Source organism: Streptomyces sp. NPDC006296 (assembly GCF_040613235.1).
Classification (GTDB): domain Bacteria; phylum Actinomycetota; class Actinomycetes; order Streptomycetales; family Streptomycetaceae; genus Streptomyces.
The window spans coordinates 61148-86918 of the sequence record NZ_JBEXRT010000021.1; the positions used below are offsets into that span (position 1 = coordinate 61148).

Here is a 25771-nt window from a genome sequence, read left to right on the forward strand (position 1 = left end):
GGAGTCGTCATGCCCTCAGAAGACCTCGACCTGCCCGCAGAGAGCTGGCAGTGGCCCGAGACCACATGGCGCGGGCACGTCGACGCCGTGCGCGCCGGACGCCGCCTGACCCCGGACCGCTGGCCCGGCGGCGCCCGTGTCGCCGTGGCCCTGTCCTTCGACTCCGACCACGAGACGATCCCGCTGCGCGACGGCGAGACGAGCCCGGGGCGGCTGGCCCAGGGTGAGTACGGTGCCCGGGCCGGCGCTCCGCGCATCCTGGACCTGCTGTCCCGCCACGGCGTGCCGGCCACGTTCTTCATGCCGGCCGTCTCCGCCCTCCTGCACCCCGAGGAGGCCCGCTCCTACACCCGGGACGGGCACGAACTCGCCGTCCACGGCTGGATCCACGAACGCAACATGCTCCTGGGACATGACGACGAGCGCGCATTGACCGCACGCGCCCTGGACACGCTCACCACACTCACCGGACAGCGCCCCGTCGGCATCAGGACCCCCTCGTGGGACTTCTCCGAGTCCACCCTCGACATCATGCTCGACCTCGGATTCGCCTACGACTCCTCGCTGATGGCCGACGACGAGCCCTACGAGATCAACGCCCACGGCCGGCCCACCGGCCTCGTCGAGATCCCCGTCGACTGGATCCGGGACGACGCGCCGTACTTCACGATGGACCGCTACGGATCGGTCCGCCCGCACAGCCGCCCCCGCGACGTGGGCGAGATCTGGCGGGACGAGTTCGACGCGGCCTACCGCGACGGCGGCGTCTTCCAGCTCACGCTGCACCCGCACGTCATCGGCCACCGCTCACGCCTGGTCGTACTGCGCGAACTGCTCGACCACATCGGCGCGCACCGCGACGTCTGGTTCGCCACCCACGCGCAACTGGCCGACGCCGCACGCACCTCCCTGCACGACACCTCCCCCTCCCGTACCGCCCCTGACGCCCCGGAGCACACCTGATGAACACCGGATCTGTCATGCCCGCCGGCCCGAGCAGAGACGAGGGCGGCGCAACCGCCCCGGCGAAACTCAACCGCGCCCAGCGCAAGGCCATCGTCGCCGGCACCATCGGCAACACCGTCGAATGGGTGGACTGGGCGCTCTACTCGATCTTCGCGAAGATCATCGCGGATGAGTTCTTCCCGAAGGGCAACGGCGCGGTGGCGCTGCTGTCGACCCTCGCGGTGTTCGCCGTCGGCTTCGTCATGCGCCCCATCGGTGCCGCCGTCCTCGGCGCCTACGCCGACCGGCGCGGCCGCAAGAAGGGCATGACGCTCACCGTCGCCCTGATGGCGGGGGCGGGCTTCATCATCGCCATCACCCCCTCCTACGAGCACATCGGCGTGTTCTCGCCGCTCCTCCTGCTGGTCGCCCGGCTGGTCCAGGGATTCTCCGCCGGCGGCGAGTTCGGCTCCTCCTCCGCCTTCCTCGTCGAGTCCGCCGCCCGGGGACGCCGCGCCTTCGCCGGATCCTGGCAGCAGGTGTCGGTCGCCGGCGGCGTCCTGATCGCCTCGCTGCTGGGCACCCTGGCCACGTCGGTCCTGAGCGACGGCGCCCTGCACTCCTGGGGATGGCGCGTCGCCTTCATCTTCGGGGGACTGCTGGGTCTGGTCGGCCTGTGGCTGCGCGTCTCCGTCGAGGACACCGGTTCCTTCGCCGAGGCCCAGAGCAGCGGACGCACCCGCACCAACCCCGTCAAGGCCATGTTCGTCGAGCACCCGGCCGCCACACTGCGGGTCACCGGCATCACGATCGCAGGCACCCTCACCTACTACATCTGGGTCAACTACCTCCCCACGTACGCGAATCTGACCACCGGCATCCCGCTCAAGACCGCACTGCTCTCGCAGACCCTGTGCCTGATCGTCTTCGTGGTCGCGCTGCCCTTCGCGGGACTGCTCTCGGACCGCCTCGGGCGCAAGCCGACGATGGCAGGGTTCGCCGCCGGCTTCGTGGTGCTGGCCTGGCCGCTGCTGCACCTCCTCGGCAACAGCTTCCTCAGCCTGTTCCTCGTCCAGCTCGTGGGCATGCTGCTGATCCTCGGCTACTCCGCCAACTGCGCCGTCGTCATGGCCGAGCAGTTCCCGCCCGAGGTGCGCGCCACCGGCATCGCCCTGCCCTACGCGCTCGCGGTCGCCGTCTTCGGCGGCACCGCCCCCTACGTCACCACCTGGATGCACGAGAACGGCCACAGCGACCTGCTCTGGGTGTACGTGTCGGCCGCCTCCCTCATCTCCCTGGTCGTCTACCTCACGATGCCCGAGACCAAGGACAAGGAGTTCAACTGATGCCGCACGTGCTCATCACCGGCGCGGCCGGCGGCATCGGCAGCGCCATCGCCGAGGCGTTCGCCGCCCGGGGGGCGACCCTGACCCTCGCCGACCGCGACCTCACCGCGCTCGAAACGACGGCCGCCCGCTGCGACGTGCCCACCGCCCTCCGGACCGCCGACCTGGCGGACCCCGACGCTCCGGCCGCCCTGGTCGACCGCGCCCGGGCGGCGCACGGCCCCGTGGACATCCTGGTCAACGCGGCGGGACTGTACCCGTCCCTGGACATGGCCGACGTCGACGCGGCCTCCTGGGACCGGCTGTTCGCGGTGAACCTGCGCGCCCCCGTCCTGACGACCGCCGCGTTCGCCCGCCACGCCATCTCCGAACACCGCCCGGGCGCCGTCGTCAACATCTCCTCCGGCTCGGCCCAACGCTCACGACCCGGCGGAGGCCCCTACGCCAGCTCCAAGGCGGCCCTGGAGATGGCCACCCGGGCGGCCGCCCTGGAACTGGGCGGCCACGGCATCCGCGTCAACGCGGTCAGCCCCGGCTTCGTCCTCGTCGACAGCGACTGCAACCCGGTCTCCGCGGAGTACGCCCGGGCCATCGGCGTCAACCCGCTGGGCCGCCCCGGCGCACCGCAGGACATCGCCCGCGCCGTGTGCTGGATCGCCGGCCCCGAAGCGTCCTGGATCACCGGGGAGGTCCTCCGCGTCGACGGCGGGTCGAGCACCGGAGCCCACCACCTGCCCCGCATCTGGCAGACCGACGACACCCGCGCCACCGCGGCCCCCGCGGCCGGCACCACGACGGAGGAACACGCCCGATGAACGACCACAGCCCCGAACGCGCCGCCTACACCGTCGTCGGCGCGGGTGCGATCGGCGGTACCCTCGCCCACGCCCTGGCCCGCAAGGGCCACCCGGTCACCGTCATCGACACCGACCGCGCCCACGTCGACGCCATCCGGGAACACGGACTCGTCGTCGCCCGCGGCGAGGAGCGCACGAGCGTCCGCGTGCGGGCCGCCACACCGGACGAGTACGGCGCGGGCCCACTCGACCGGGTCCTGCTCGCGGTGAAGGCCCAGGCCACCCGCAGCGCCGTCGAGTGGATCGCCCCCCGACTGGCCCCGGACGGCTACGTCGTCTCCGTGCAGAACGGCTTCAACGAGGACCTGATCGCCTCGCTCATCGGCCCCGACCGCACCGTCGCCGCCTTCGTCAACATCTTCGCCGACGTCGTCGAACCGGGCGTGGTCCAGGACGGCGGCGCGGGCGCCCTCGTCATCGGCGAGTGCGGCGCCCCCGTCAGCGAACGCGTCCGCGCCCTCGTCGCCGACCTGCAGAGCTGGGGCCCCGCCCGGGCCGACGACAACGTCGAGGGCCACCTGTGGGCCAAGGCCGGCTTCGGCGCCATGCTCGCCGCCACCGCCCTCACCGACGCACCCATGGCCGACCTCATCGACCGCCACCGTCCGTCCATGGCCGGGCTCGCCGAGGAGATCTACGCCGTGGCCGAGCGGCGCGGCGTCACACTCGAGGCGTTCGACGCCTTCGACCCGGAGCCCTTCCGGCACGGAGCGGACACCGCGGCACGCGACGCCGCCTTCGACCGCCTCACCGCCTGGCTGCGCACCCAGACCAAGGACCGCAGCGGCATCTGGCGCGACCTGGCCGTACGCCACCGGCCCGTCGAGGTCACCACCCACTACGCCGACGTCATCACCCAGGCCGCCCGCGAAGGACTGCCCACGACACGCCTCCAGGCCGTCCTGGACGGACTGCGCGAACTGGAGGGCGCCCCGCACACCATGTCCGAGGCCCGGCTCGACGCGCTCGACCGCCTCGTCCGGCAGCCGGAAAACCCTGCGCTGCCTGCGCGCAGCCAGGCCGCAGCCGTACAGCGCTGGCTCGACGACCACCGCGAGGAGATGGTCGCCGACCTCGCCGCCTACACCACCCAGGGCAGCTCCAGCGACGACCTGGACGCCCTGAGCGACTGCCTCGCCTGGCTGCGCGACTGGCTCGACCGGCGGCTGGGCACCCCGGAGGACGAAGAGATCCTCCCGCGCGCCGACGTCGGGGACATCCTCGTCCGCCGGTACCCCGTCCGCGGCGCGACCACGGCCGACAGCCGCGCGGTCACGCTCGTGGGCCACTACGACACCGTGTGGCCGACCGGCACGCTGGACAGCTGGCCCTTCCGCCGGGAGGACGACCGCATCACCGGCCCCGGCGTCTTCGACATGAAGGCCGGCCTCGTCCAGGCGGTATGGGCCCTGCGCGCGCTCGACGAGCTCGGCCTGCCCCGGCCCGCCTGCACGCTGGTCCTCAACGGCGACGAGGAGACCGGGAGCCACGCCTCCCACGAGGCCGTCGTCGAGGCGGCAGCCGGCTCCCGGCTTGCCATGGTCTTCGAAGCGGCGGCCGACGGGGCCATCAAGACCGCCCGGAAGGGCGTCGGCCTGTTCACCCTCACCGTCACCGGCACCGAGGCCCACGCCGGACTCGACCCCACCGCCGGCGCCAGCGCGGTCGACGAACTCGCCCAGCAGATCCTGCACCTGAACCGGCTGCGCGACCACGAGGCGGGCACCTCCGTCAACGTCGGGGTCATCGAGGGCGGGACCCGCAGCAACGTCACCGCCGGCCGGGCCCGCGCCCACCTCGACATACGTGTGGCGTCCGACGCCGAACGGCAGCGCATCACGCGCGCCCTCGACGGTCTGCGCCCCGCCGACACCGGCACCCGGCTGGAGATCACGGGAGACTGGAACCGCCCCGTCTTCGAACGCAGCGCCCAGGTCGCGGAGTTCGCGGACCTCGCCACCGCGTGTGCGGAACTGCTCGGGTTCGGCCTCTCCGAGGCGTCGGTCGGAGGAGCGAGCGACGGCAACTTCCTCGCCGCGGCCGGCATCCCGGTCCTGGACGGCATCGGCGCGGTCGGCAGCGGCGCGCACGCCCGATCGGAGAACGCCTCCGTCTCCGGCATGGTCGAGCGGGCGGCACTGGCGGCCACCGTCCTCGTCGCGCTGGCCGGACGCTGAACACCCGGGCCGCCGCGCGTCCCCTCGCCCTCGGTGCGGCGGCGGCGGCGGTGGAACGAACACCCGCCCCGCCCCGGGTACGCAGCCGCGGCGGAGGCGCCGGGGCCCGGAGAGCCGTGCGCCGACCCGGTCGTGCGGCCCCGGGCGCCGCGGGGCTCGGGCGAGGCGCGGTCCGCCCGCACGGCCCCGCCGACAGCGGCTGACCGTGCACGGGTGCCCCGTCCCGCCCCGGAGCGGGACACCCGCGCGTACTCGAGGGCATGATCTGACCTGTCACCACAGCGGGACCCCGCCCGGCAGAGGAGGCGGCGCGCGCGTGGAGGGCACGAGGAGGAGCCATGAGCAGGAGGCGCGGGCCACGGGGCCGGAGGCCCGACAGGGGCGCACGGCGGCTCCGGCTGCTGCCCGGACCGGGGGAGGACGAGCCGTTCGTCGACGTCCGTGAGGACGGTCGCGGGACGCTGGACGTGCGGGTGGACCGCGAGGGACGGCAGGAACACTTCCGCTTCGAGGTGACCGCACAGCACGTCGCCGCAGCCGAACGCAGCGCCCTCCGGAGCTGGGCCGTCTTCGCCGTGCTCTACGGCGAACTCGCCGCCTTCCACCCCGACGCCGTCCCCGCTCGTCCACCGGAGGCATGCCGACGGGTGATCGACACGATCCTCGGCGACACCGATGCCGAGGTCGAGCGGTACCTGACCCTGATGAACCGGCGTTTCAGGGGCGGCCTCCGGGACTCGCTCGCTCTGCTGTGCACGAGCGATCTGTCGCGGTCCGAGGACCGCGAGGCCTTCCGGAAGCGGCTCTGGTTCGGCGCCGAACCACTGATCATCGGCGACGAGGAACGCTCCCGGCGTGCCCAGGAGGCAGCACACGGGGCGACGGCCCGGGCGACCGCGGTGCGGCAGGCCTTCGAGCCGTACAACGACGCCCTCCTGAGGGCCGAGGACGACACCGCCGTCCGGCGTGTCATCGATCTCCTCGGCTCCGACCCGGTGGTCAGCGACTTCCTGGTCGGCGCGCCCGCCCACCGCGACCGGCATCTGACGTTCGCCTCCGGCGGCGAGATCATGCTCCGGGACGGGGAGGTGCGCGCGATCCTCTTCCACATCCGGCCCACGGAGACCGCACCGCACGGCTTCACGGGGCTCGGCACCCTGATCCCCGGGCTGAGCCCGGACGCGTCGAGAAGCCAGGTCATCGCCTCACTCGGTGACCCGATCACCGGACGCACGGGCCGGCACACGACCCACTCCGTCGGGGGCGGCTTCGTGAAGGTGTTCTACGACGCGTGGGCCGGGAAGAACGCGCCGAACCACCTGAAGCTCGTCCAGCTGACGGCGGACGACACGTACGCCACGATCGACCCCGCCGACGAGCGCTGTCCCGGGTGCGCGGACCTGCTGGTCAGGACGGCACCGGAGCCCGCCGGCGCGGAGGCGCACGCCGACGTGGACGTGGACGCCACGATCGCCGCGCTGCGCGGCGCGGTCGCCGCGGGCGGCCTCCGCCAGGCGTACCACCGGGTGGCGCTGGGCGACCTGCGCAGCCTGCACGACTCCGGGCTGATGGAACACGTCGAGGCACAGCTCGGATGCACGCTCTGCCACCGGTACCTCTGCTTCGCGCTGCACCGCGACGCGGATCCGACCTTCGCGTACCTCTCGCTCAACGACACCTACCGCCGGACCCCGGAGCCGGTCCCGCCGGTGGAGCAGTGGGGTGACACCGCCCGGATCGCACGGGAAGCACAGCGTCCGGAGCAGATCGCGACCGACGGCAACTCCTGGATCCTGTTCGCCCGGGGGGAGCAGCTCTTCATGAACGCACGCTGCTGGTACAGCGCGGTGGAGGGGTCCCGGCTGATCCGCCTGGAGGCAGCCGAGGTGCGGCAGTACGAACGTGACGGTGAGGCCTACCTGTCCCGTTTGCAGGAGACCATCAACCGGACCTGGACGAGCGACGACGATCCCTGGCGCGCCCGCGACCTGACACGCAGCGGGATGTCGAACGAGGAGGCCATCGAGGCGAGTCCGGATCCGGCACAGAGGGAGTAGGTACGAGCGGTCGCGCCACGGCGAGTCCGCTGCCACAGGTCCGCGGGGTCCTGCCGAGCAGCCTCCACCCTCGCCTCGTTCCCGTTGAGCGTGACTCGCGGCGGCAACTCCCGGGCCGATCGGGCAGTTCCTCCTGGACGGGACCGGGGAACCGGCGGCGGGCGGCAGGGCCTCGTGTCAGACCCAGCCGATAGCGTTTCCGAGTGGGGCGCGCTTCCGGACCGGACCGTCCGCCCCGCCTCCGCACATGCCCACCGAGAGAGAAGTCCCATGAAAAACCTGCCGGACACGGACGACACCCTGCTGATCCGTACCGACTACTCCGACCAGGCCGCTTGGCAAGCCCTCCACACGGCCGTCAACACGCCGTCCGAGGACGGCTTCCTCGCGAACGTCCACCTGGTGGACGACATCGCCTACAGCGGCCTGACGACCGAACAGGCCGTCGAGGTGGCCCGTGACCGGGGCTACCTGTTGATCGTGGCCGACACGACCGCCCTCACCGCACCGGAGATGCCGCTGCTGGCCGTCCTGCCGTTCGACGACGACGAGGATGATGACGACGAGTACGACGACGAGTACGACGAGGACGGCGAGGAGGACGACGACGAGACGAGGCAGGATCACGGCGCACTGCGCGTCATAGCCGCAGAGCTCTGGTCCATCGAGAACAACATCTCGCTCGGCAACATGGATTGGGAGGACTTCGCCAACGCCGCCGACGACGAGGGCGTCTTCCGGGGCTTCTGATCCGGCTGGCAGCCGCTTCCGGCACACCGGCATCGAGGCGTGCGCAGGACGGCTGTCCGGCGTGCCCCGGAGACGTCGGCGTGGGGCCCGGCCCCGGCCGGCCCACCGGGCGCGACCACCGGTGAGCGGAGCGGCTCTCCGCTCGCCGGTGTCCGTGGTCCCGGCGGGGGAGGCCCTGGCCGACGCTACCGGGGGCCGTTCTGCGGTGAGCCGCGCCCTGCCTCGGTCCTGCGTCCCGGCGCTGGGGTCACGCCGTCCCTACCGCCCGACACGGCCGGCCGGCGGTCCGGGACGCCGCCCCTACCGCCCGGCCCGGGACGGGCCGGGCAGGGACGGTTGCCCGGACGCGGATCGGGCCGGCCGGGGCCGTGCAAGGCGTTGCCCGGGGCCGTACAAGGCGCCGGCCGGTTGGGTCGAGGCCGTGCAGCGCCGCCCCGGCGGCTTCCGCGGCCGGGCAGCGGGGTCCGTCACAGCTGGTGGCGGACCCCGGCCTCCTGCTGGGCCTCGGTCAGCTGCGCGCGCAGATCACCCTCGATCGACTCGCGGGCCTTCCCGCGGCGGAAGAGCGGCAGTACGGTGCGCTGCTTGCCGTCCTCGACGAGCAGGGCGAGACCGCCGTAGAGCGCGAAGGCTCCGATGCCGAGACCGGTCCAGCCCGCCGCGACCTGGAGCGTGTTCCCGAGACCTGCCTCGTAGAGGCCCGTGAGGGCGAAGCGCACCGCGGTGAGACTGAGCAGGACGGCGAACAGGGGCTTGGACTGGGCGGCCGCCCCGGCGAGCGCGAGCACGAACGGTACGAGCGCCAGGAGGAAGACGGCCTGGATGACCACCGGCTCGCCGGGCGGGGAGTTCAAGGACGTGACGCTGGTTCCCGCCCAGGCGGCGCCGAGCAGCAGCAGCGCTGTGCCGGAGCCGGCGTCGCGGGCCAGGAACGCGAAGGTTCCGCCGACGAACTGGAGCGGCACGACGAAGATGAGGACGAGCAGCAGAAGGACGCTGCTCTGACCGGTCGGCACCCAGCCGAGCTGCAGGGAGGACAGGAGCGCACTGCCCATCCCCAGGGCGAAGAAGCCCAGCGGCAGCGGACTGGCGATCGGACGCAGCACGATGCGCGTCACCTGGTCGGTCTTGAGCGGTTCTGAGGGGCCGTCCTGGCCGGAATCCTGGGGCATCGGGCAAGCGTACGAGGTCGGGGCCGGGCTGCCGGACGCGGGACCGGCGGCCGCGTCACCGCGGGCCCACCGCCGTCGAACCGGCGGCGTCGGCCGCGTTCGGGCGGGAGCGGGCGCCACGAGCGGTCGACGCGGCGTCCGCCCCGGTGCGTCCGGGGCCTGCACGGTTCCGCTGCCGCGCGAGGCGGCGGACCCGCCGACGAGCAACCGGGCCTGACCGGGTACGTCCCACTTGCCCCGTCGCCGCCCTTTCTCCGCTCGATCCTGCGTTTTCCCTTGACGGAACGCAGCCGTCCGGCCAAGGGTGGCCCTCAACCCGTTGACAACGTTGTCCAACGCGGGCGTACGACGCGTACACCCGCCCCAGGACCGCCGCGAGAGTCCGTCAGAGGAGAACCACCGTGGGCCCGACCTCCCTGCCCCTCGGCCGCCGCCGTCTGCTCCAGATCCTCGGCGCATCCGGAGCCGCGGCATCCCTGCCGCTGGGCGCCGGTGCGCCGTCGGCAGCAGCGTCCCCTCACGGACCAGCGGGCGGGAGCGCCCCGGAGGACGAGGTCGCCGCCACGTACTACCGCGTCCTGCTGCGGCACACCCGCTGGTCCGAGACCCAGTGGGACGCGTCCCGGGGCATCTACACCGACAAGTCCTTCGGCTTCGCGGTGGTGCTCGGCCACGCCGTGCTGCTGACCCGGGGCAGCTACGACGCCGAGCTCGCCGGCGTGGACCGGGACACCCTCCGGCGGCGGACCCTGGCGACGCTGCGGCACTTCGCCGCCTCCAACCGGCTGACCGGCGGCACGCAGTGGGGCCGCACCCTGTTCTTCGACACCACGTTCCAGTCGTACTTCGTGCTGGCCGCCCGGCTGCTGTGGGACGAGCTGGACGCCCAGACCCGCTCCCTGGTCGACACGATCGTCCGGGAGCAGGCCGCGTACACGCACGCCCTGGGCACCGGGGACGACCCCGCCTCCGGATCCTGGACGCCGAACGGTCTGGCGGGCGGACACGTCGGCGACACCAAGCTGGAGGAGATGGGCATCTACGCCCAGGCGCTGGCCCCCGCGCTGGCCTGGGCCCCGGACGACCGGCGGCGCGCCGAGTGGGCCGTCGACTACGGCGCCTGGTCGCGCAACGAGGCCGGGCTGCCGGAGGCCGACCTGGCCAACCCGGCCCGCGTGGACGGCGTTCCGGTGGCGCGGAACACCGCCCGGAACGTCTACGACACGTTCATCGTGGAGAACCACGGCTCCTTCGGCCCGCACTACCAGGCGGAGCTGTGGCGGACCTCGGGGCGCAACGCGGCGCACTTCCTGGCCGCGGGGGAGCCGCTGCCGGAGGTGCTGACCCGGCAGCCGAACGCCGGACCGCTGTGGCGGACCCTGCTGGGCGTGATGTCGGACGCGGGCGAGCCGCTGATGCCGATGGTCAACGACCGGGAGCACCTCTACGGCCGGGACGTCATCCCGCTGGCGTTCCTGTCCCGGGTGATGGGCGACCGGGCGGCGGCCCGCGCCGAACAGGACCTGGCGGCACGGCTGGAGGCCTATCAGGCGTACCCGCCCGAGTACCGGCTCGCGAAGTTCTCGGGTGAGCCCAAGTACGAACCGGAGGCCCGCGCCGAGCTGGCCATCAGCTATCTGCTGCACGTGTGGCCCGAGGCGGGCCGGCCGGTCGAGCCGCTGTCGGCCCGGGAACTGTTCGCGTACGCCTCCGGGGTGACCGACTCCGGGGAGGGGCCCGGCCTGGTCGCGCACCAGTCGCCCGCCGCCTGGGCGGGCGCGGTGTCCAAGCCGAAGTTCGTGAAGTTCGCCTGGCAGCCCGGTCACGACGACTGGCTGTTCCGGATCAGCGGCAGTACGCCGATGTTCCTGCCCTCCACCGCCGTCGAGGTCACCGGCCGCTCGGTCCGCACGCACACCCGTCCGCGCGACGGGTTCGACGGGAGCGCGACGCTCCTGCGGCTGAAGAACGGTTTCGCCGGCTTCACCACGCTGCCCACCGGCGCGGTCGTCCACGCGGCCACCGGCCCGGACACCGTGGGCGGCCGACTGGAGGTCCACAACCTGACCATGCCGGGCGTGGCGGGCCTGGACGGCAGCCGCACGTACCGCTTCGCGGAGGGCTCGGCGAAGGTCGCGTCCCGGGACTCCTCCGGAGGTTCGACCGGCCGGGTCGACGAGCTCTCCTTCGACCGTGCGACGGTGCGGCACCTGCGCGTCCTGGGCGTGACGCCCGATCCGGCCTACGGGTACTCGCTGTTCGCCGTGGAGGCCCGGGACGGAGCGGGCGGTCCCGACCTCGCGCGCGGCGGACGGGCGACCGCCTCCTCGTACACACCCGGCAGGGGGCCGGAGCTGGCCGTCGACGGGGACGACACGACCCGCTGGGCGGTCTCCACCGCCGACCGGCCGCGCCCCGACAGCTGGCTGGCGGTGGACCTCGGGGAGCCGCGCGCCCTGGACCGGGTCACCCTGCGCTGGGAGAGCGCGGCGGGCCGCAGCTACCTGGTGCAGGGCTCGGACGACGGCGAGCGGTGGACGGACCTGGCCGACGGCCCCGCCCCGGCGCTGCGCAGCACCGGCGGCTGGCTGGACGTCGACGGCCGGGCCGGCCTGGTGGTGCGCGGACGCGGTCCGCTCGCGGTGTACGGGGACACGATCGTGCCGGCGGAGGACGGCGAGGGCCCGCTGCTGGTGGAGGGCCACTGCGGAGTGTCCGCCGCCGAGCTGGACGCACTCGCCCGCAGGCCGGCGCCCGCAGCCGGGGACGACCGGGTGCGGGCCGCGGTGACGGACGGACACCTCAGCCTGTTCAACCTGTCGGACCGGGCGGTGCGCACCCCGGTCTCCCTGGTGCAGGAGAGCCGTCACCGGGAGGTCTACGAGGGCGAGCAGCTCGTGACCGGGAACGGACTGCGCTACGAGGCGCGGCTGGAGGCGGCGTCGGCGCTGCTGCTGCCGCCCCGGTTCACGCTGGTCCCGCTGTCGGGCCGGTCGCTGCCCGACGGGCTGCGGGCGGAGGTCGTGGACGCCGCCACGATCCGGCTGTCCGGGCCTGCCTGCCGGGTGCGGGTCGAGGCGCAGGGTCGCAGCACGGTGGTGACGGTGCGGCCGGGCCGGGTCACGGAGACCACGGTGCGCGGGGCCGTGCCGTATCCGACCATGGACCGGGCCCTGGGCCGGCCCGTCTTCCCGAACGCACCGCTGCCCGCAGGGATGTCGGAACCCGCCACGGCGGTGGACGGTGACCCGGGCACGGTGTGGCGGCCGGGGCGCGACGGCCGGATGGTCGTGGACCTCGGGGCGCGGCAAGCGGTGCAGCGGGTGGAGGCCGAGTGGTCGGCCGGGCAGGTCCCGGCGATGTCCGTGGAGTTCAGCGACGACGGCATCCGCTACCGCAGCGCGGGCGCGCTGGCCGGCCGCGGCCGGGAGAGGACCCTGCGGGCCTCGGGCTCCCCCCGCTATGTGGCGCTGCGCGTGTCCGGCGCCCCCGAGGGGAACACCGGTCTCGTGCGGCTCTCGGTCCACTGACCGCATCGGTGCCGGAGCCGAAGCCGGAGCCGAAGCCGGAGCCGAAGCCGGAGCCGAAGTCGGCTCCGGCACCGACGCGGACGGTGTGCGAGGTCCCGGTGGCGCGCACGCCCAGAAGGACCGACGTCGCTGCCGGGGGCGCCGGTCGTACCCGCCCGGCGTCCGGGCCCCGGTCCGCACCCGTCGCCGACGCGGGCCGCCCGCGCCCGGGATCGGCACACCCCCGAGCCGCGGAACGGGGCCGGGGCGGCGAGGCGTTCGGCCCGGTCCGGCAAGGCGGACGCCCCGGCCCTCCGGATGACGGCCGGGGACCGGAGTGTTCCCGTCAGGCCGGGTGCCCGGAGGGCCTCGTGATCACGTACGGGATCCGGAGTCGCCCAGGTGGCGTTCCGCCGGCCCGTGGTACCCGGCCAGGAGGGGGCGGGGGAGGGGGCCTTTGATGCGGGCCCCTCCTTCGGTCTCCTCCCAGGCGTGGGCGAGGATGCCCACGCTGCGGGAGAGGACGAACAGGCCTCGGCCGAGCTCCGCGGGGAATCCCAGTTCGGCGTAGATGATCGCGGTGGCGCCGTCGATGTTCATCGGGACCGGTCGCGTGCGGTTCTCGGCGAGGGCGGCTTCGAGGGCGAGACCGGCGCGCAGCGCGTCCCCCGGTACCTCCCCGGCGTCCACGGCCTCACGGACGAGGCCGAGCAGCGGGTCACGGCGCGGGTCGCGGGGGTGGAAGCGGTGGCCGAAGCCGGGAAGGTAGGAGCGTCGGCGGCGGTACTCGGCGACGATCGAGCGGGCGTCCTCGCCGTCGGCCACCCGGCGCAGCACCTCCATGCACTGCTGTCCCGCGCCGCCGTGGACGTCCCCGAGCAGGTTGGCCCCCGTGGCGACGGCGCTGTTGAGACCGACACCGCAGGTGGCGGCCATGCGGGCGGCGGCGATCGACGGGGCCTGGGGTCCGTGGTCGACGGCGGCGACCAGCGCCGCCTCCAGCAGCCGGCCCTGTGCCGCGGTGGGCAGCTCGCCGCGGAGCATCAGCCAGATCTGCTCGGCGAAGGTGACCCGCCCGACGAGTTCCTCGACGGGGTAGCCCCGCAACCGGATCTTCCCCGGACGGATCTCGCTCACCGCCGTGGACCACCAGTCGGTCACCGTACGTTCCGCGATGACCGCTTCCCCGGGTGCCGTCGGATCCGGTGTCTCCTGGCCGCTCATACCGCTCCTCGGGCGTGCAGTTCGCTGATCTCGGCCGGTGTGTAGCCGAGTTCGGCCAGCACGTCGTCGGTGTGCTCGCCCAGCAGGGGAGGCGGTGCGGGTGCGCCGGCCGGTTCGTCGTCGACGCGTACCGGGCTGCCGAGGACGTGCAGCGGCCGGTCCCGGTCGTCGGGGAACGGCAGAGCGTGCACGAAGTCCCGGGCCCGTATCTGCTCCAGTCCCAGTGCGTCCGGGACGGAGAGCACCCGGGCGGCCGGGACTCCCGCGGCGGACAGGATCTCCTCCCACTCCTGCGCGGTCCGTGCCGCGAGGGCCTGCTCCAGCTCCGTGCGCAACGGCTCGCGGTGGGTCTTGCGGTCGGCGGGATGGGCGAAGCGCGGGTCGGTCGTGAGGTCCTCCCGGCCCACGAGCCGGCACAGCGTCGTGTACTGCTGCTGCCGGTTGGCGGCGATGTTCAGGTGCCCGTCGGCGGTGGCGAAGGTTCCCGAGGGGGCGGCGGTGAAGTTCTCGTTGCCCATGGGCTGCGGTTCGCGCCCGCTGATCAGGTAGTTCGAGGTGACCCAGCCCATCGCGGTGAGCGCGGACTCCAGCATGGAGACGTCGATGAACGCCCCCTCACCGGTGCGCCCCCGGCGGACCAGAGCCGCCGCCACGGCGTAGGCGGCGGCCATACCGCCGAGTGTGTCCGCCACCGGGAAGCCGGCCCGCAGGGGTGCGGTGTCCGGGGTTCCGGTCACGCTCATCATCCCGCTGAGCCCTTGGACGATCTGGTCGTAGGCGGGGCGTTCGCGCAGCGGCCCGGTCTGGCCGAAGCCGGATATGGCGCAGTAGACCAGGCGCGGGTTCTCGGCACGCAGCGTGCCGGCGCCGACGCCGAGCCGGTCCATCACGCCCGGACGGAAGTTCTCCAGCAGTACGTCGGCCTCGCGCACGGCCCGCAGCAGGGCCTCGCGGCCCTCCGGCGACTTGAGGTTGAGGGTCAGCGAGCGCTTCCCGGCGTTCTGCGCCAGGAACGAGGCGCCCAGGAGATCCTCGGAGAGGCTGCGGTCGGCCCCCAGCCGGCGGGCCAGATCGCCGCTGCCCGGCATCTCCACCTTGATGACGTCGGCGCCCTGCAGAGCGAGCTGGTAGCCGGCGAGGGGCCCGGCGAGGACGTTGGTCAGGTCCAGGACCCGCACGCCGTCCAGGAGAGGGGGCGTCATCAGGCGTTGCCTCCGATGCAGTCGAGAGCGGTCAGGGCGCGGGCGGTCGCCCGGAGGGCCGGGGCGAGTGCGGCGACGGCCTCGTCGGTGAAGCGGGTGGTGGGCCCGCCCAGCGCCACCGCCGCCGTGAGCCGGCCCTCGGCACCCCCGAGGACCGGGGCGGCGACGCCGGACACACCGGGCTCGCGCTCGCCGTGACTGACGGCCATGCCGTCGGCCTCGGCCCGCCTCGACCGCTCCCACAGGAGCTCGGCGTGGCCGGGGTCGCGTGCGCCGAAGGCCACGGCGTTGATGTCCGCCCGGTCGGAGCGGGAGAGCAGGACGTGGCTCGCGGCGCCCGACCAGAGCGGGAGTTCGGCGCCCACGTGGACCATGTGGCGCAGTGCGCGGGTTCCCTCGTGGCGGGCGATGCAGATCCGGGAGTCGTGCTGCCGTACGTAGACGGACACGGTCTCCCCGCCGCTGGCCTCGCTCAGCTCGGCGAGCCGGCGCAGCGCCTCCTCGGGCAGCCGCCAGGCGCGTCCCGCGAGCTCCGCCCAACGCAGCAGGCCCGGGCCCAGCACCAGTCGCCCGTCGCCGCGCGTCCAGAGCAGGCCGCGGAGCTCCAGGGTGTGCACCAGACGGACGACGGTGCTCTTGGGCAGGCCGGTGGCGTCGACGAGCTCGCGCACCGTCCGGCTCAGGTGTCCGGGGTCGAACAGGGCGAGGAGGTCGACCGCGCGCTGCACGCTGCGGACACCGCCGGTGTCGGATTCGCTCATGCCGTCCTCTCGTACGCCGCCACGCGTGGCGGGCGGCTTCATCAGAACACGTAACCGTCTGGCGGCACAAGCGAACCACCTGGTGGTACGACTCTCGGCCCGGCCGCGCGTGCGGGGCGGCGCACCCCGTGGTCCGCCGGGTGCGCCGCGGTGGGGTCCGGTCAGGCCAGCCGGGCGAGGATGTGGTCGGCCGCCTCCACCGCCATGCGGCGCAGGGCCTCGTCGGTCTGGGCCCCGGTGTGCGGCGTGATGACGACGGAGGCTTCGGCCCGCAGCGGATGCTCCTCGGGCAGCGGTTCGACGGTGGTGACGTCGAGGCCCGCCCCCGCGAGATGGCCCTGCCGCACCGCTTCGAGCAGGGCGTCCTCGTCGAGGACACCGCCGCGCGAGGTGTTCACCACCACCGAGCCCCGGGGGAGGGCGAGCAGCTCGGGCAGGCCGATCAGACCACGGGTGGCGTCGACCAGCGGGACGTGCAGGCTCAGGTTGTCCGCGCGGGACAGCAGTTCCGCGAGGCCGACCGGCTCCGCGCCCGCCGCGGCGATGTCGGCGGCGGGCACCTGCGGATCGTGGGCGAGGACACGCATGGCGAAGCCGTGCGCGCCGATGGCGGCGACCTCCCGGGCGATCCGGCCGAAGCCGACGAGCCCGAGCGTCGAGCCCGACAGCTCCCGGCCGCGGATCGCGCGACGCGCGTCGCCCTCGTTGCGGACCGCGATGCCGATGCCCCTGCGCGCCGCCAGCAGCAGCGCGATCGCGTGCTCGGCGACCGAACGGCTGTTGGCCGTGGGGGTGGTGGTGACGGCGATGCCCCGTTCGCGCGCGGTCGCCACGTCCACGGTGTCGAGACCCACGCCGTGCCGCGCGACGATCCGCAACAGCGGGGCCCGCCGCATCATGGCGCCGTCCACCCGCTCGGTGCGCAGCAGGACGGCGACCACGCGGTCGGCGACCTCGTCGAAGGAGAGCGCGCCCGGGCCGTACCCGCACGCCACCTCGGTGTGCGGGCGCAGCCGCTCCAGGGCGTCCTGGTGGACCGGCCTGGGGATCCAGACGAGAGGGAGCTCAGTCACGGGGCACCAGCCTCTGGTTGGCGGCCCGGCGTTCGGCCTCGCCCGCTATCAGCCGGTCGGTGCGCTCCACGACCTCGCCGACCTCGCCCGCGGGCACGACGGCGACCCCGTCGTCGTCGCCCAGCACCCAGTCGCCGGGCATGACCGGCACCCCGCCCACGGCGATCGGACCGCCGATGCGGAAGGGGCCGGTCTTCCACGGCCCGGCCGGGGTGACGGCGCGCGCGAACACCGGGACACCCAGCCGGGCGAGTTCGGTGACGTCGCGGGCGGCGCCGTCCAGGACGATGCCGCCGATCCTCAGCGCCTTCGCCTTCTGGACGACCAGCTCGCCGATGAGCGCGCGGGTCTCGTCGCCACCGCCGTTGACCACGAGGACCTCGCCCCGCCGTATCGTCTCGAAGGCGGCGTGCAGCCCCTGGTTGTCACCGGGGCGTGTCCATACGGTGAACGCGGGTCCGGACAGGGTCACGCCGGGCCACAGCGGCCGGATGCCGTCCGCGACACCGAAGCGGTCCATCGCGTCGGACACGGTGGCCACGGGCAGGGCTCCCGGAAGCGGACAGTCGTGCACGGTTCTCCTTGGTGTCGTCACTACGGGGCGTCAGTACAGGGCAGGGGGCAGACCGGTGCGCGCGATGTCCTCGGCGCACCGCTGCACGGCGTGGACGAAGCCGGGGATCTTGTCCTCGGTGAAGCGGACCGTGGGGCCGCCGACCGCGAGCACGACCCGCCGGGCGAGCGGGCCGCCGGCCGGCGACGGCACGGGCGCCGCGAGACCGCTGTTACCCGCCTCGCGCATACCGTGGGTCACGCACCAGCCGCGCATCGCCGCGGCCTCCGCCTCGGCCCCCATGGCGGCGGGGTCGACACCGGACTCCTCGGCGATACGGTCGATGAGCGGCCGGCGCTCCCCGGCCGGTTCGAGACCGAGCAGCACGTACGCCGCGGAGCCGACGCTCATGGTCAGCGAGTCGCCCGGCTCCACCACGTGGCGCAGGGTGCTGGGACTGGGGGCCTGCCCGATGACCACCCGGCGCACCCCTTCCCGCACGTAGAGGCTCACGGTCTCCCCGGTCTCCTCGGCGAGCGCCCGCATCCGGGCCAGAGAGGCGGCGGGGATCGTCCAGGCCGCCTCCGCGAACGCGGCGAACGTGATCAGGCTGGTGCCGACCCGGATCCGTCCGTCGGCTCCGGACTCCACCAGTCCCTCCCCGGCCAGCGTCTCCACCAGCCGTAGCACGGTGGTCCGGGGCAGACCGGTCTCACGCACGAGCTCGTTGAGCGTCAGGGACATTCGCTCGGGACCGAAGGCGCGCAGCACCTGCCACGCCCGGCTCACCGCACGGATCCCTCCGCCTCCGTCACTGGTGACTGACATCGCTTCCCCTCGTGGTTCCGTCGCATCCATTGCTTCACCACCGGACTGATGTCTACCATCTGGCGGTCACGGATATCCACTAGATGGACAACTCGGGAATGTTGGCTCCGCGAACCGGCGCAGACCGAGGTCACAAAGGAGTGATCGTGCAGAGAAAACGCTTCATGCTCAGGGCCGGTGGCATCCTGGCCACCCTGGCGCTCGCGGGAGCCGCAGCCGTGGACGCCAGCGACTCCACCGCCGGCGCCACGCCCAGGGCGAAACTCACGGTGACGGCACCCGCCGCACCCGGCGGAGGCTGGGACCTGGCCTCACGCGAGTTCCAGCAGTCCCTGCGGTCCGACTCGATCGTCAACAACGTCCAGGTCGTCAACGTGCCCGGCGCCGGCGGCACCATCGGACTGGGCCAGTTCGTCGAACTCGGCGCCGACCCCACCCGCCTGATGATGACCGGCACCGTGATGGAGGGCGCCATCACGGTCAACAAGTCCCGGGTGAGCCTGGAGGACACCACCCCGATCGCCAAACTCGCCGAGGACTACCAGGTCTTCATCGTCCCCGCGAACTCCCCCTACCGGAACCTCCAGGACTTCCTCGCGGCGTGGCGGAAGAACCCGCACAGCCACGCGGTCGGCGGCGGAGGACTCGGCGGCACCGACCACCTGCTCACCGGACTCGCCGCCCGGGAGACGGGCATCGACCCCGAAGAGGTCAACTACATCTCCTTCGCGGGCGGCGGGGAGGTCCTCACCGCACTCCTCTCGAACACCGTCGAGATCGGCGTCAGCAGCTACAACGACTTCCGCGACCAGATCGAGGCGGGCAACCTCCGGGCCCTGGCGGTCTCGGCCGACGAACCGGTACCCGGCATCGACACCCCCACCTTCATCGAGCAGGGCGTCGACATCTCCCTGCCGAACTGGCGGGGCCTCGTCGCCCCGTCCGGCATCAGCGACGAGGAACGGCGCGAGCTGACGGACATCGTCACCGCGGCCACCCGCACGGACGCCTGGAAGGACGCACTCGACCGCAACCGCTGGGTCGACAGCGTCGTCACCGGCGACGAGTTCACCGCCTTCATCCGCGAGGACCAGGCCAGAGTCGACGACATCATCAAGGAGCTGGGCCTGTGACCACCCCGACCACCCCGGAACGGGGCCCGGCGGCCTACCTGCGCCGGCGCACCGGTCTCGTCATCCCCCTGCTCCTCCTGGCCACCGGTACTGTGCTGGCGATCGGCACCTTCACCATGGACGTCCCGGCCAACGTCGCCTCACCCGGCCCCCAGCTCTTCCCCCTGGTGATCGCCGCCGCCTGCCTCGTGTTCGCGGTCCTGCTCGGCATCGAGACGCTGCGCACACCCGAGCCCGCAGAGGTCGCGGACCCGGCGACCCCCGCCTCCGCCGACACTCCCGCAGAGGAGGACACAGAGGGGACCGCGAGCGCCGCGAGCGCGTCCGGCACGGACACCCCCGCGACCAGGATCCGCAGCAACCGTCCGGCGGTGGCCGGCGTCGTCGGCACGGTCGTGGCCTTCATCGCCCTGCTCGAACCGCTCGGCTGGCTGATCTGCGGGGCGCTGCTGTTCTGGGGAGTGGCACGCTCCCTCGGCAGCCGACGCCCGGTCTTCGACCTCTTCCTCTCCCTCGCCCTGTCCTCCCTCGTCCAACTGGCCTTCTCCGCGGGACTGGGCCTCGGCCTCCCCCCGGGCGTCCTGGCAGGAGTGCTCTGATGGAATCCCTGACCAACCTCGGCGACGGATTTCTCACGATCCTGACGCCGATGAACATGCTGTGGGTGCTCGTCGGCGCCCTGCTCGGCACCGCCGTCGGCGTACTGCCCGGCCTCGGCTCGGCCATGGCCGTGGCCCTCCTGCTGCCGGTGACCTTCTCCCTCGACCCCGTCGGCGCGTTCATCATGTTCGCGGGCGTCCTCTTCGGCGGCCTGTTCGGCGACTCGACCGCCGGCATCCTCATGAACACACCCGGCAACAGCACCGCCATCGCCGGCTCCATCGAGGGCCACCGCATGGCGAAGTCCGGCAGAGCCGCCCAGGCACTGGCGACCGCCGCCATCGGCGCGTTCGTCGGCGGCATCCTGTCCTCCGTCCTCGTGGTGTTCTTCGCCCCCTATCTGGCCGAACTGGCCACCCTCTTCGGCCCCGCCGAATACCTGGCCCTCTCCGTGTTCGCGTTCGTCGCGATCTCGGCCGTGGTCAGCGACTCCATCCTGCGCGGCCTCGCCGCCCTCGTCATCGGCCTCGCCATCGGGCTCGTCGGCGTCGACGGCATGTCCGGCGCACCCCGCTTCACCGGCGGAATGCCCGAACTGTTCGACGGCATCAACATCGTGGTCATCACCGTCGGCCTGCTCGCACTCGGCGAGGTCATCGCGGTCGCCGCCCGGCAGGGCACCTCGGAGGACCTGCGCGTGATGCCCTCCACCGGCCGCCTCTGGCTGTCCCGCGCCGACATCGGCCGGGCGATGCCCGCCTGGCTCCGCGGCACCGCGATCGGAGTCCCCTTCGGCATCATCCCGGTCGGCGGATCCGAGGTTCCCACCTTCCTCGCCTACGGAACCGAACGCCGCCTGGACGCACGCCGCCGCACACCGATGTTCGGCAAGGGCGCGATCCAGGGCGTCGCGGGACCGGAGGCGGCCGGCAACGCCACCGCGGGCACCGCCATGGGAGCCCTGCTCGCCCTCGGCCTCCCCACCTCCGCCACGGCGGCCGTCCTCCTCGCCGCCTTCCGCCAGTACGGCCTCCAACCCGGCCCGCTGCTCTTCGAACGAGCCAGCGACCTGGTGTGGGCACTCCTCGCGAGCTTCTTCGTGGCGATGGTCGTCCTGCTCGTCCTGAACCTCCCCTTCGCACCCCTGTGGGCCAAGCTCCTCAAGGTCCCGCGCCACTACCTCTACAGCGGCATCACCGTGTTCGCCATGCTGGGCGTCTACGCCACCAGCAGCAAACTCCTCGACCTCGTCCTCGTCCTCGCCATAGGCCTCATAGGGTTCGCGATGCGCCGCTACGGGCTCCCCGTCGCGCCCGTCCTCATCGCGGTCATCCTCGGCCCCCTCGCCGAGACCGAGTTCCGCCGGGCCATGGCCGTCAGCGAGGGCGACCCGACCGTGCTCGTCTCGAGCCCCATCACCCTCACCCTGTACACCCTGCTCCTCCTGGCCGTCACCGGCCTGCTGCTCCAGCGCAGAAGGCACCGGAACCGCACCGCCGCGGCCAGCTGACCACCCGTCGCCCTCGGCCCCGCGCGCCGGTCTGCCGAGCCATGTGCCGGAGGTTTCCTGAGCCCGTCCGCCCGGCTACCCGGCCTCCCCGGAGGCCGGGTAGCCGCGCAACGGACTCGCAGAAGGCCCCGGCGACGGATCCGCCGCCGGAAGGGCCAGCCCGGCAGGAGTGTTCTGAGGCCTGACCCCCCGTGCGCGGTGCAGGAGTCAGTTGCCGCCCGGTGTGCACCCCGGCCGAGGGGCTCTCCCGTCCTCGTCCTCCTCCAGCGGATCAGTGGCGCCCGTTTTCGCACGGGCACGCCTGAAAAAGACCTCGTCCCCCCGCTCACCCGGGCTGTGTCCCTTCCGCCTCGGAAGTCCACGGGTACGAGGAGTCCCCCGAAGAGGTGACGCCCGGGCGACCAGTGTTTCCCATCCGCCTGGCGAGTACCGGCCAGGTGCCGGAGGCTGTGAGTACCCGGATTCCCGCCCACCCGACTCGCTGCACCCGTCCCTCTGCCCGCGCATGGCCTCCGACTCATGGGGCACCCGGCGATGGAACTGTTCCCTCACAGACCGGAGGCTGTGTGTGATCGCCCTGACCCTCGGACGCTGCGGGCGGAGCTGCCCCTCTCCGCGGATGAGCACACCCGGGCGCATGAGGACCACGCAGCGGCCGGACCACGCCTCCTGGGGGACATCCCCCCGGGCGTGGTGAACAGCCACTGCCGAGGGGCAACAACATTTCCGTCCTATCGACGGTCGAGCAACGGACAAGCAAGGAGCGGCCAGGCTCATGACGAAAAGCGTTGTGTCGACGAAGGCCCCGCTCGAGCATGCGGGGAGCACATCGGTCGACGGTATCGCGCCTGATACGGCCCGTGCGGAGAGTGCCGCCCGGTTCTCCGAAGTGGTGGAGCTGATCGAGACGGGCGGAATCGAGTTCCCGCTGCCGGGCGGTGGACGGACGGCGGCCCGGCTGGCGGCGCTGCAGTCTGTCGCGGAGGACGACCTGTGTCTTGCGCGGCTTGTCGAGGGGCACGTGGACGCGCTGGCTGTCCTCGCCGAGCTCGACGGGCCGCAGCCCCGGCCGGGACAGCGCTGGGCCGTATGGGCGGCCGAGCCGCCCGGAACCACCCTGGAGGCCACGCCGTCCGGTGAGGGATGGACCCTGAGCGGCGTGAAGCCGTACTGCTCCGGTGCCCGCAGCTGCACGGATGCCCTCGTCACCGCCCGTACACCGGAAGGGCGACGGCTCTTCGCCGTCTCGCTCGACGCCCTCACGAGCGAGCCCGTTCCCGGCACGTGGCAGGCCATCGGCATGGCCGGCAGCGACAGCCCCGACGTGCGTTTCGAGCGAGCCCGCGGCGCCGCCGTCGGGGGGGTCGACTCGTACGTACGCAGGCCCGGATTCCAGCACGGCGGGATCGGCGTCGCCGCCTGCTGGTACGGCGGGGCTCTGGCCGTCGCACGCACACTGCGCAGCGCTGCGGTCCAGCGCCCGGACCCGCACACCGACGCCCACCTCGGCGCCGTCGACATGCAGTTGCACGCCGCGGAGGCCGTGCTGAGGCACGCGGCAGCCGAGATCGACGCGGACCCGAAGGACCAGCAGGGCGGTGCCCGCGCGCGCAGCCTGCGGGTACGTGCCTTCGCCGAGTCCGTGTGCGCCGAAGTTCTGGCGCGTGTCGGTCGTGCCACCGGGGCGGGCCCTCTCTGCCACGATCTTCGCCATGCCCGCGATGTCGCCGATCTGACCGTCTATGTCCGCCAGCACCACGCAGAACGCAACCTCGCGGAACTCGGCCGGCTCCTGGCCCGACCGCAGGACTCCCGGTGACACAGCTCCCTGACCGCGCCGCACCGGCCGACCCGATCCAGGCGCCGGGTACCGACGAGGCACTGTGGCGTGGCTGGAACGGATGGGACGCGTTGACCCCGGCGCAGCTGCCGCAGACCGGCAAGGTCGTGGTGGTGGCTGCCCACCCCGATGACGAGGTGCTCGGCTTCGGCGGCGCCATGGCGATCCTCGCGGAGCGCGGTGTCATGGTGACCGTGGTCTCTGTCACGGACGGGGAGCGGTCCCACCCGGAAAGCCGCGTCGTCACGCCGGGCGATCTGGCTTCGCTGAGGGCCGAGGAACTGCGGTCAGCCCTCGACGTACTCGGGGTCGGTCACGAGCGTCTCATGCGTCTGCATGTCCCTGACACCGCCGTCAATCTGCACGAGGACCGGATCGTCACCGCGCTCGCGCCCGTCCTCCGCGATGCGGAACTGGTGGTGGCGCCGTGGACGGGCGACAAGCACAGCGATCACGAGGCGACGGGCCGGGCTGCGCGGAAAGCCGCCCGCATCGTCGGTGTGCCGTGTCGGCACTATCCGATCTGGATGTGGCACTGGGCCACACCATCCGATCCGCGCGTCCCCTGGCGTGCGGTTCGGAAGGTCGAACTGCCCCCGCGCGTCATGGCCCGCAAGCGGACGGCCCTCGAGCAGTTCGCTACCCAGATCCACCCGCTCGGCGAAGGCCCGCAGGAGGCCGCGATCCTCCCGCCCGCCGTACTCGCCCATTATCTGCGCCCGAGAGAGGTCCTGTTTCAGTGAGCACCCCGCCGTCCTATTTCGAGGACATGTACCGCACCGTGTCCGACCCCTGGCACCTGACCGAGCGCTGGTACGAGCGGCGCAAATACGATCTCACCCTCGCAGCCCTGCCCCGCCCCCGTTACCGACGGGCTTTCGAACCCGCCTGCTCGGTCGGTGAACTGACCTCCAGGCTGGCCGAACGGTGCGACTCCGTGGTGGCCTGCGACCGGGTCCGGTCGGCCACCGATACCGCCGCCCACCGCAACCGTGCGCAGCCGCACGTCGAGATCCGCCACCTGACGTTGCCGGGGCAGTGGCCGGAGGGCACCTTCGATCTCATCGTGCTCTCGGAACTGCTGTACTACTTCGACCATGCCGAGCTGACCGATCTCCTGAACAGGGCGGTGTCCGCCCTGGAAGAGGACGGCACCCTCATCGCAGTGCACTGGAACCATCAGGTGGCCGAACACCTCCGCACCGGCCGCGAGATCGCAGAAATCCTGTCATCCGTTCCTGAACTGGTTCTGGCGTGCGAGCACCACGAAGCGGACTTCACGCTTCAGACGTTCGGCCGTCGCGGGACGGACGGTACGGCACCTCGGTCCCCGGCCGCGGCGGAGGGCCTGGCGTGATACCGCGCTCCCTGGCCGTCCTCGTCCCTGCCCACGACGAAGAGCATCTGCTTCCCGCTGCGCTGAGGGCCATCAGCAGCGCCGCGGGTCACCCGGCACTACGGCAGGTCAGGGTCGTCACCGTCGTCGTCGCGGACGACTGTGCGGACGACACCGCAGCGGTAGCCGTGCGCGAAGGCGCCCAGGTCGTACGAACCGGTGACAGCAACGTCGGGCGGGCCCGGTCAGCCGCGGCTCACCGGGCCCTGGACATACTGGGCGGCCCGCAGGATGTCTGGCTCGCCTCCACCGACGCCGACAGCGCCGTACCACCGAACTGGCTCGCCTTCCAGTGCGCCCGCGCCCGCGAAGGATGGGACGCGGTCGTCGGAACCGTCACCGTCACGCGCTCGCCCTGCATGACGCCCGGCCTCGAAGCCCTCCACCGACTGCGCTACGCGGCCTCCCGGCCGGCCCACGGGCACTGGCACCACCCCCACGTGCACGGGGCGAATCTCGGGGTCGGCGCGCAAGCGTACCTCGCTGCAGGCGGCTTCCCTCCTGTACCGCTCAGCGAGGACCACGGCCTCGTATCGGCCCTGGCCGAGCGAGGAAGCCGTATTCTGCGCACTGCCGACTGCCCCGTGTTCACCTCGGGCCGTCTCCGCCCTCGCGCTCGAGGCGGTTTCGGGGATCACCTCGCCGGCCTCGCCGAGGAATGAGCACCCTCGCTCCCTGGTCCGGTGCCACGGCGGACCAGACCTGTGCCGGAACCGGCGCCGCCCAACGCCTCACCACGTCCGTGGGACCGCAGCACGCTACGACAGGACACAGGCTGTCGGCATCGGTCTCCAGCACCGTGCTGCAGATCCCGAAGGCCTGTCAGAAGGAAGAGCCG

Annotated in this window: 21 protein-coding genes; 14 read left to right on the forward strand and 7 right to left on the reverse strand. The window is 72.9% G+C overall.

The genetic code is table 11. The features are described from left to right. The first annotated feature begins 9 nt into the window (after positions 1 to 9). The 6 genes from ABZ172_RS17015 to ABZ172_RS17040 all read left to right on the forward strand — a co-directional run bounded on the left by ABZ172_RS17015 (position 10) and on the right by ABZ172_RS17040 (position 8132). The gene (locus ABZ172_RS17015; protein WP_356884518.1) at positions 10 to 963 is read left to right on the forward strand and encodes a polysaccharide deacetylase; all 954 of its coding nucleotides are present in this window, start codon (positions 10 to 12) and stop codon (positions 961 to 963) included. Continuing rightward, a complete protein-coding gene (locus ABZ172_RS17020) occupies positions 963 to 2291 on the forward strand; it encodes an MFS transporter (RefSeq protein ID WP_356884519.1) in 1329 nt (442 codons plus the stop codon). Before ABZ172_RS17015 ends, ABZ172_RS17020 begins: the two co-directional genes overlap by 1 nt. Further along, entirely contained in the window at positions 2291 to 3106 is an 816-nt protein-coding gene (locus tag ABZ172_RS17025; protein ID WP_356884520.1) for an SDR family oxidoreductase, read from the forward strand. The genes ABZ172_RS17020 and ABZ172_RS17025 overlap by 1 nt, the downstream gene beginning before the upstream one ends. Beyond that, positions 3103 to 5325, forward strand: a complete 2223-nt coding sequence (locus ABZ172_RS17030; protein ID WP_356884521.1) for a 2-dehydropantoate 2-reductase — start codon at positions 3103 to 3105, stop codon at positions 5323 to 5325. The genes ABZ172_RS17025 and ABZ172_RS17030 overlap by 4 nt, the downstream gene beginning before the upstream one ends. Positions 5326 to 5663: 338 nt before the next feature. Next, complete coding sequence (locus ABZ172_RS17035; RefSeq protein ID WP_356884522.1) at positions 5664 to 7382, forward strand: hypothetical protein; 1719 nt, start codon at positions 5664 to 5666, stop codon at positions 7380 to 7382. Between the two features lie 270 nt (positions 7383 to 7652). Then, positions 7653 to 8132, forward strand: a complete 480-nt coding sequence (locus ABZ172_RS17040) for a hypothetical protein (protein WP_356884523.1) — start codon at positions 7653 to 7655, stop codon at positions 8130 to 8132. Positions 8133 to 8599: 467 nt separating this feature from the next. Here ABZ172_RS17040 and ABZ172_RS17045 read toward each other — a convergent pair whose 3' ends face one another. Further along, positions 8600 to 9304, reverse strand: coding sequence for a hypothetical protein (locus ABZ172_RS17045; RefSeq protein WP_356884524.1), 705 nt, complete (start codon positions 9302 to 9304; stop codon positions 8600 to 8602). Positions 9305 to 9705: 401 nt separating this feature from the next. Between ABZ172_RS17045 and ABZ172_RS17050 the strand changes: the two genes are divergently transcribed. Continuing rightward, positions 9706 to 12834, forward strand: a complete 3129-nt coding sequence (locus ABZ172_RS17050) for a discoidin domain-containing protein (RefSeq protein WP_356884525.1) — start codon at positions 9706 to 9708, stop codon at positions 12832 to 12834. Between the two features lie 354 nt (positions 12835 to 13188). On the opposite strand, the gene ABZ172_RS17055 is transcribed toward ABZ172_RS17050, so the two are convergent. The 6 genes from ABZ172_RS17055 to ABZ172_RS17080 all read right to left on the reverse strand — a co-directional run bounded on the left by ABZ172_RS17055 (position 13189) and on the right by ABZ172_RS17080 (position 18454). After that, positions 13189 to 14037, reverse strand: a complete 849-nt coding sequence (locus ABZ172_RS17055; protein ID WP_356884526.1) for a citryl-CoA lyase — start codon at positions 14035 to 14037, stop codon at positions 13189 to 13191. After that, entirely contained in the window at positions 14034 to 15239 is a 1206-nt protein-coding gene (locus ABZ172_RS17060; RefSeq protein WP_356884527.1) for a CoA transferase, read from the reverse strand. The genes ABZ172_RS17055 and ABZ172_RS17060 overlap by 4 nt, the downstream gene beginning before the upstream one ends. Then, on the reverse strand, positions 15239 to 16000 hold the full coding sequence (locus ABZ172_RS17065) for an IclR family transcriptional regulator (protein WP_356884528.1): 762 nt from the start codon (positions 15998 to 16000) through the stop codon (positions 15239 to 15241). The genes ABZ172_RS17060 and ABZ172_RS17065 overlap by 1 nt, the downstream gene beginning before the upstream one ends. Positions 16001 to 16161: 161 nt before the next feature. Next, entirely contained in the window at positions 16162 to 17073 is a 912-nt protein-coding gene (locus ABZ172_RS17070; protein WP_356884529.1) for an NAD(P)-dependent oxidoreductase, read from the reverse strand. Then, a complete protein-coding gene (locus ABZ172_RS17075; RefSeq protein WP_356884530.1) occupies positions 17066 to 17614 on the reverse strand; it encodes a methyltransferase in 549 nt (182 codons plus the stop codon). Before ABZ172_RS17075 ends, ABZ172_RS17070 begins: the two co-directional genes overlap by 8 nt. A gap of 63 nt (positions 17615 to 17677) precedes the next feature. Then, positions 17678 to 18454, reverse strand: a complete 777-nt coding sequence (locus tag ABZ172_RS17080; RefSeq protein ID WP_356884531.1) for an IclR family transcriptional regulator — start codon at positions 18452 to 18454, stop codon at positions 17678 to 17680. Between the two features lie 146 nt (positions 18455 to 18600). On the opposite strand from ABZ172_RS17080, the gene ABZ172_RS17085 reads away from it, so the two are divergent. The 7 genes from ABZ172_RS17085 to ABZ172_RS17115 all read left to right on the forward strand — a co-directional run bounded on the left by ABZ172_RS17085 (position 18601) and on the right by ABZ172_RS17115 (position 25595). Further along, entirely contained in the window at positions 18601 to 19587 is a 987-nt protein-coding gene (locus ABZ172_RS17085) for a tripartite tricarboxylate transporter substrate-binding protein (RefSeq protein WP_356884532.1), read from the forward strand. Beyond that, positions 19584 to 20186, forward strand: coding sequence for a tripartite tricarboxylate transporter TctB family protein (locus tag ABZ172_RS17090; protein ID WP_356884533.1), 603 nt, complete (start codon positions 19584 to 19586; stop codon positions 20184 to 20186). Before ABZ172_RS17085 ends, ABZ172_RS17090 begins: the two co-directional genes overlap by 4 nt. After that, positions 20186 to 21697, forward strand: a complete 1512-nt coding sequence (locus tag ABZ172_RS17095) for a tripartite tricarboxylate transporter permease (RefSeq protein WP_356884534.1) — start codon at positions 20186 to 20188, stop codon at positions 21695 to 21697. The genes ABZ172_RS17090 and ABZ172_RS17095 overlap by 1 nt, the downstream gene beginning before the upstream one ends. A 775-nt stretch (positions 21698 to 22472) precedes the next feature. Further along, on the forward strand, positions 22473 to 23516 hold the full coding sequence (locus tag ABZ172_RS17100; protein WP_356884535.1) for an acyl-CoA dehydrogenase: 1044 nt from the start codon (positions 22473 to 22475) through the stop codon (positions 23514 to 23516). After that, positions 23513 to 24280 carry a PIG-L family deacetylase gene (locus ABZ172_RS17105; protein WP_356884536.1) on the forward strand — a complete coding sequence of 256 codons (768 nt, stop codon included), beginning with the start codon at positions 23513 to 23515 and terminating at the stop codon, positions 24278 to 24280. The genes ABZ172_RS17100 and ABZ172_RS17105 overlap by 4 nt, the downstream gene beginning before the upstream one ends. Beyond that, entirely contained in the window at positions 24277 to 24894 is a 618-nt protein-coding gene (locus ABZ172_RS17110) for a class I SAM-dependent methyltransferase (protein ID WP_356884537.1), read from the forward strand. The genes ABZ172_RS17105 and ABZ172_RS17110 overlap by 4 nt, the downstream gene beginning before the upstream one ends. Continuing rightward, a complete protein-coding gene (locus ABZ172_RS17115; RefSeq protein WP_356884538.1) occupies positions 24891 to 25595 on the forward strand; it encodes a glycosyltransferase in 705 nt (234 codons plus the stop codon). Before ABZ172_RS17110 ends, ABZ172_RS17115 begins: the two co-directional genes overlap by 4 nt. Positions 25596 to 25771: the final 176 nt, after the last annotated feature.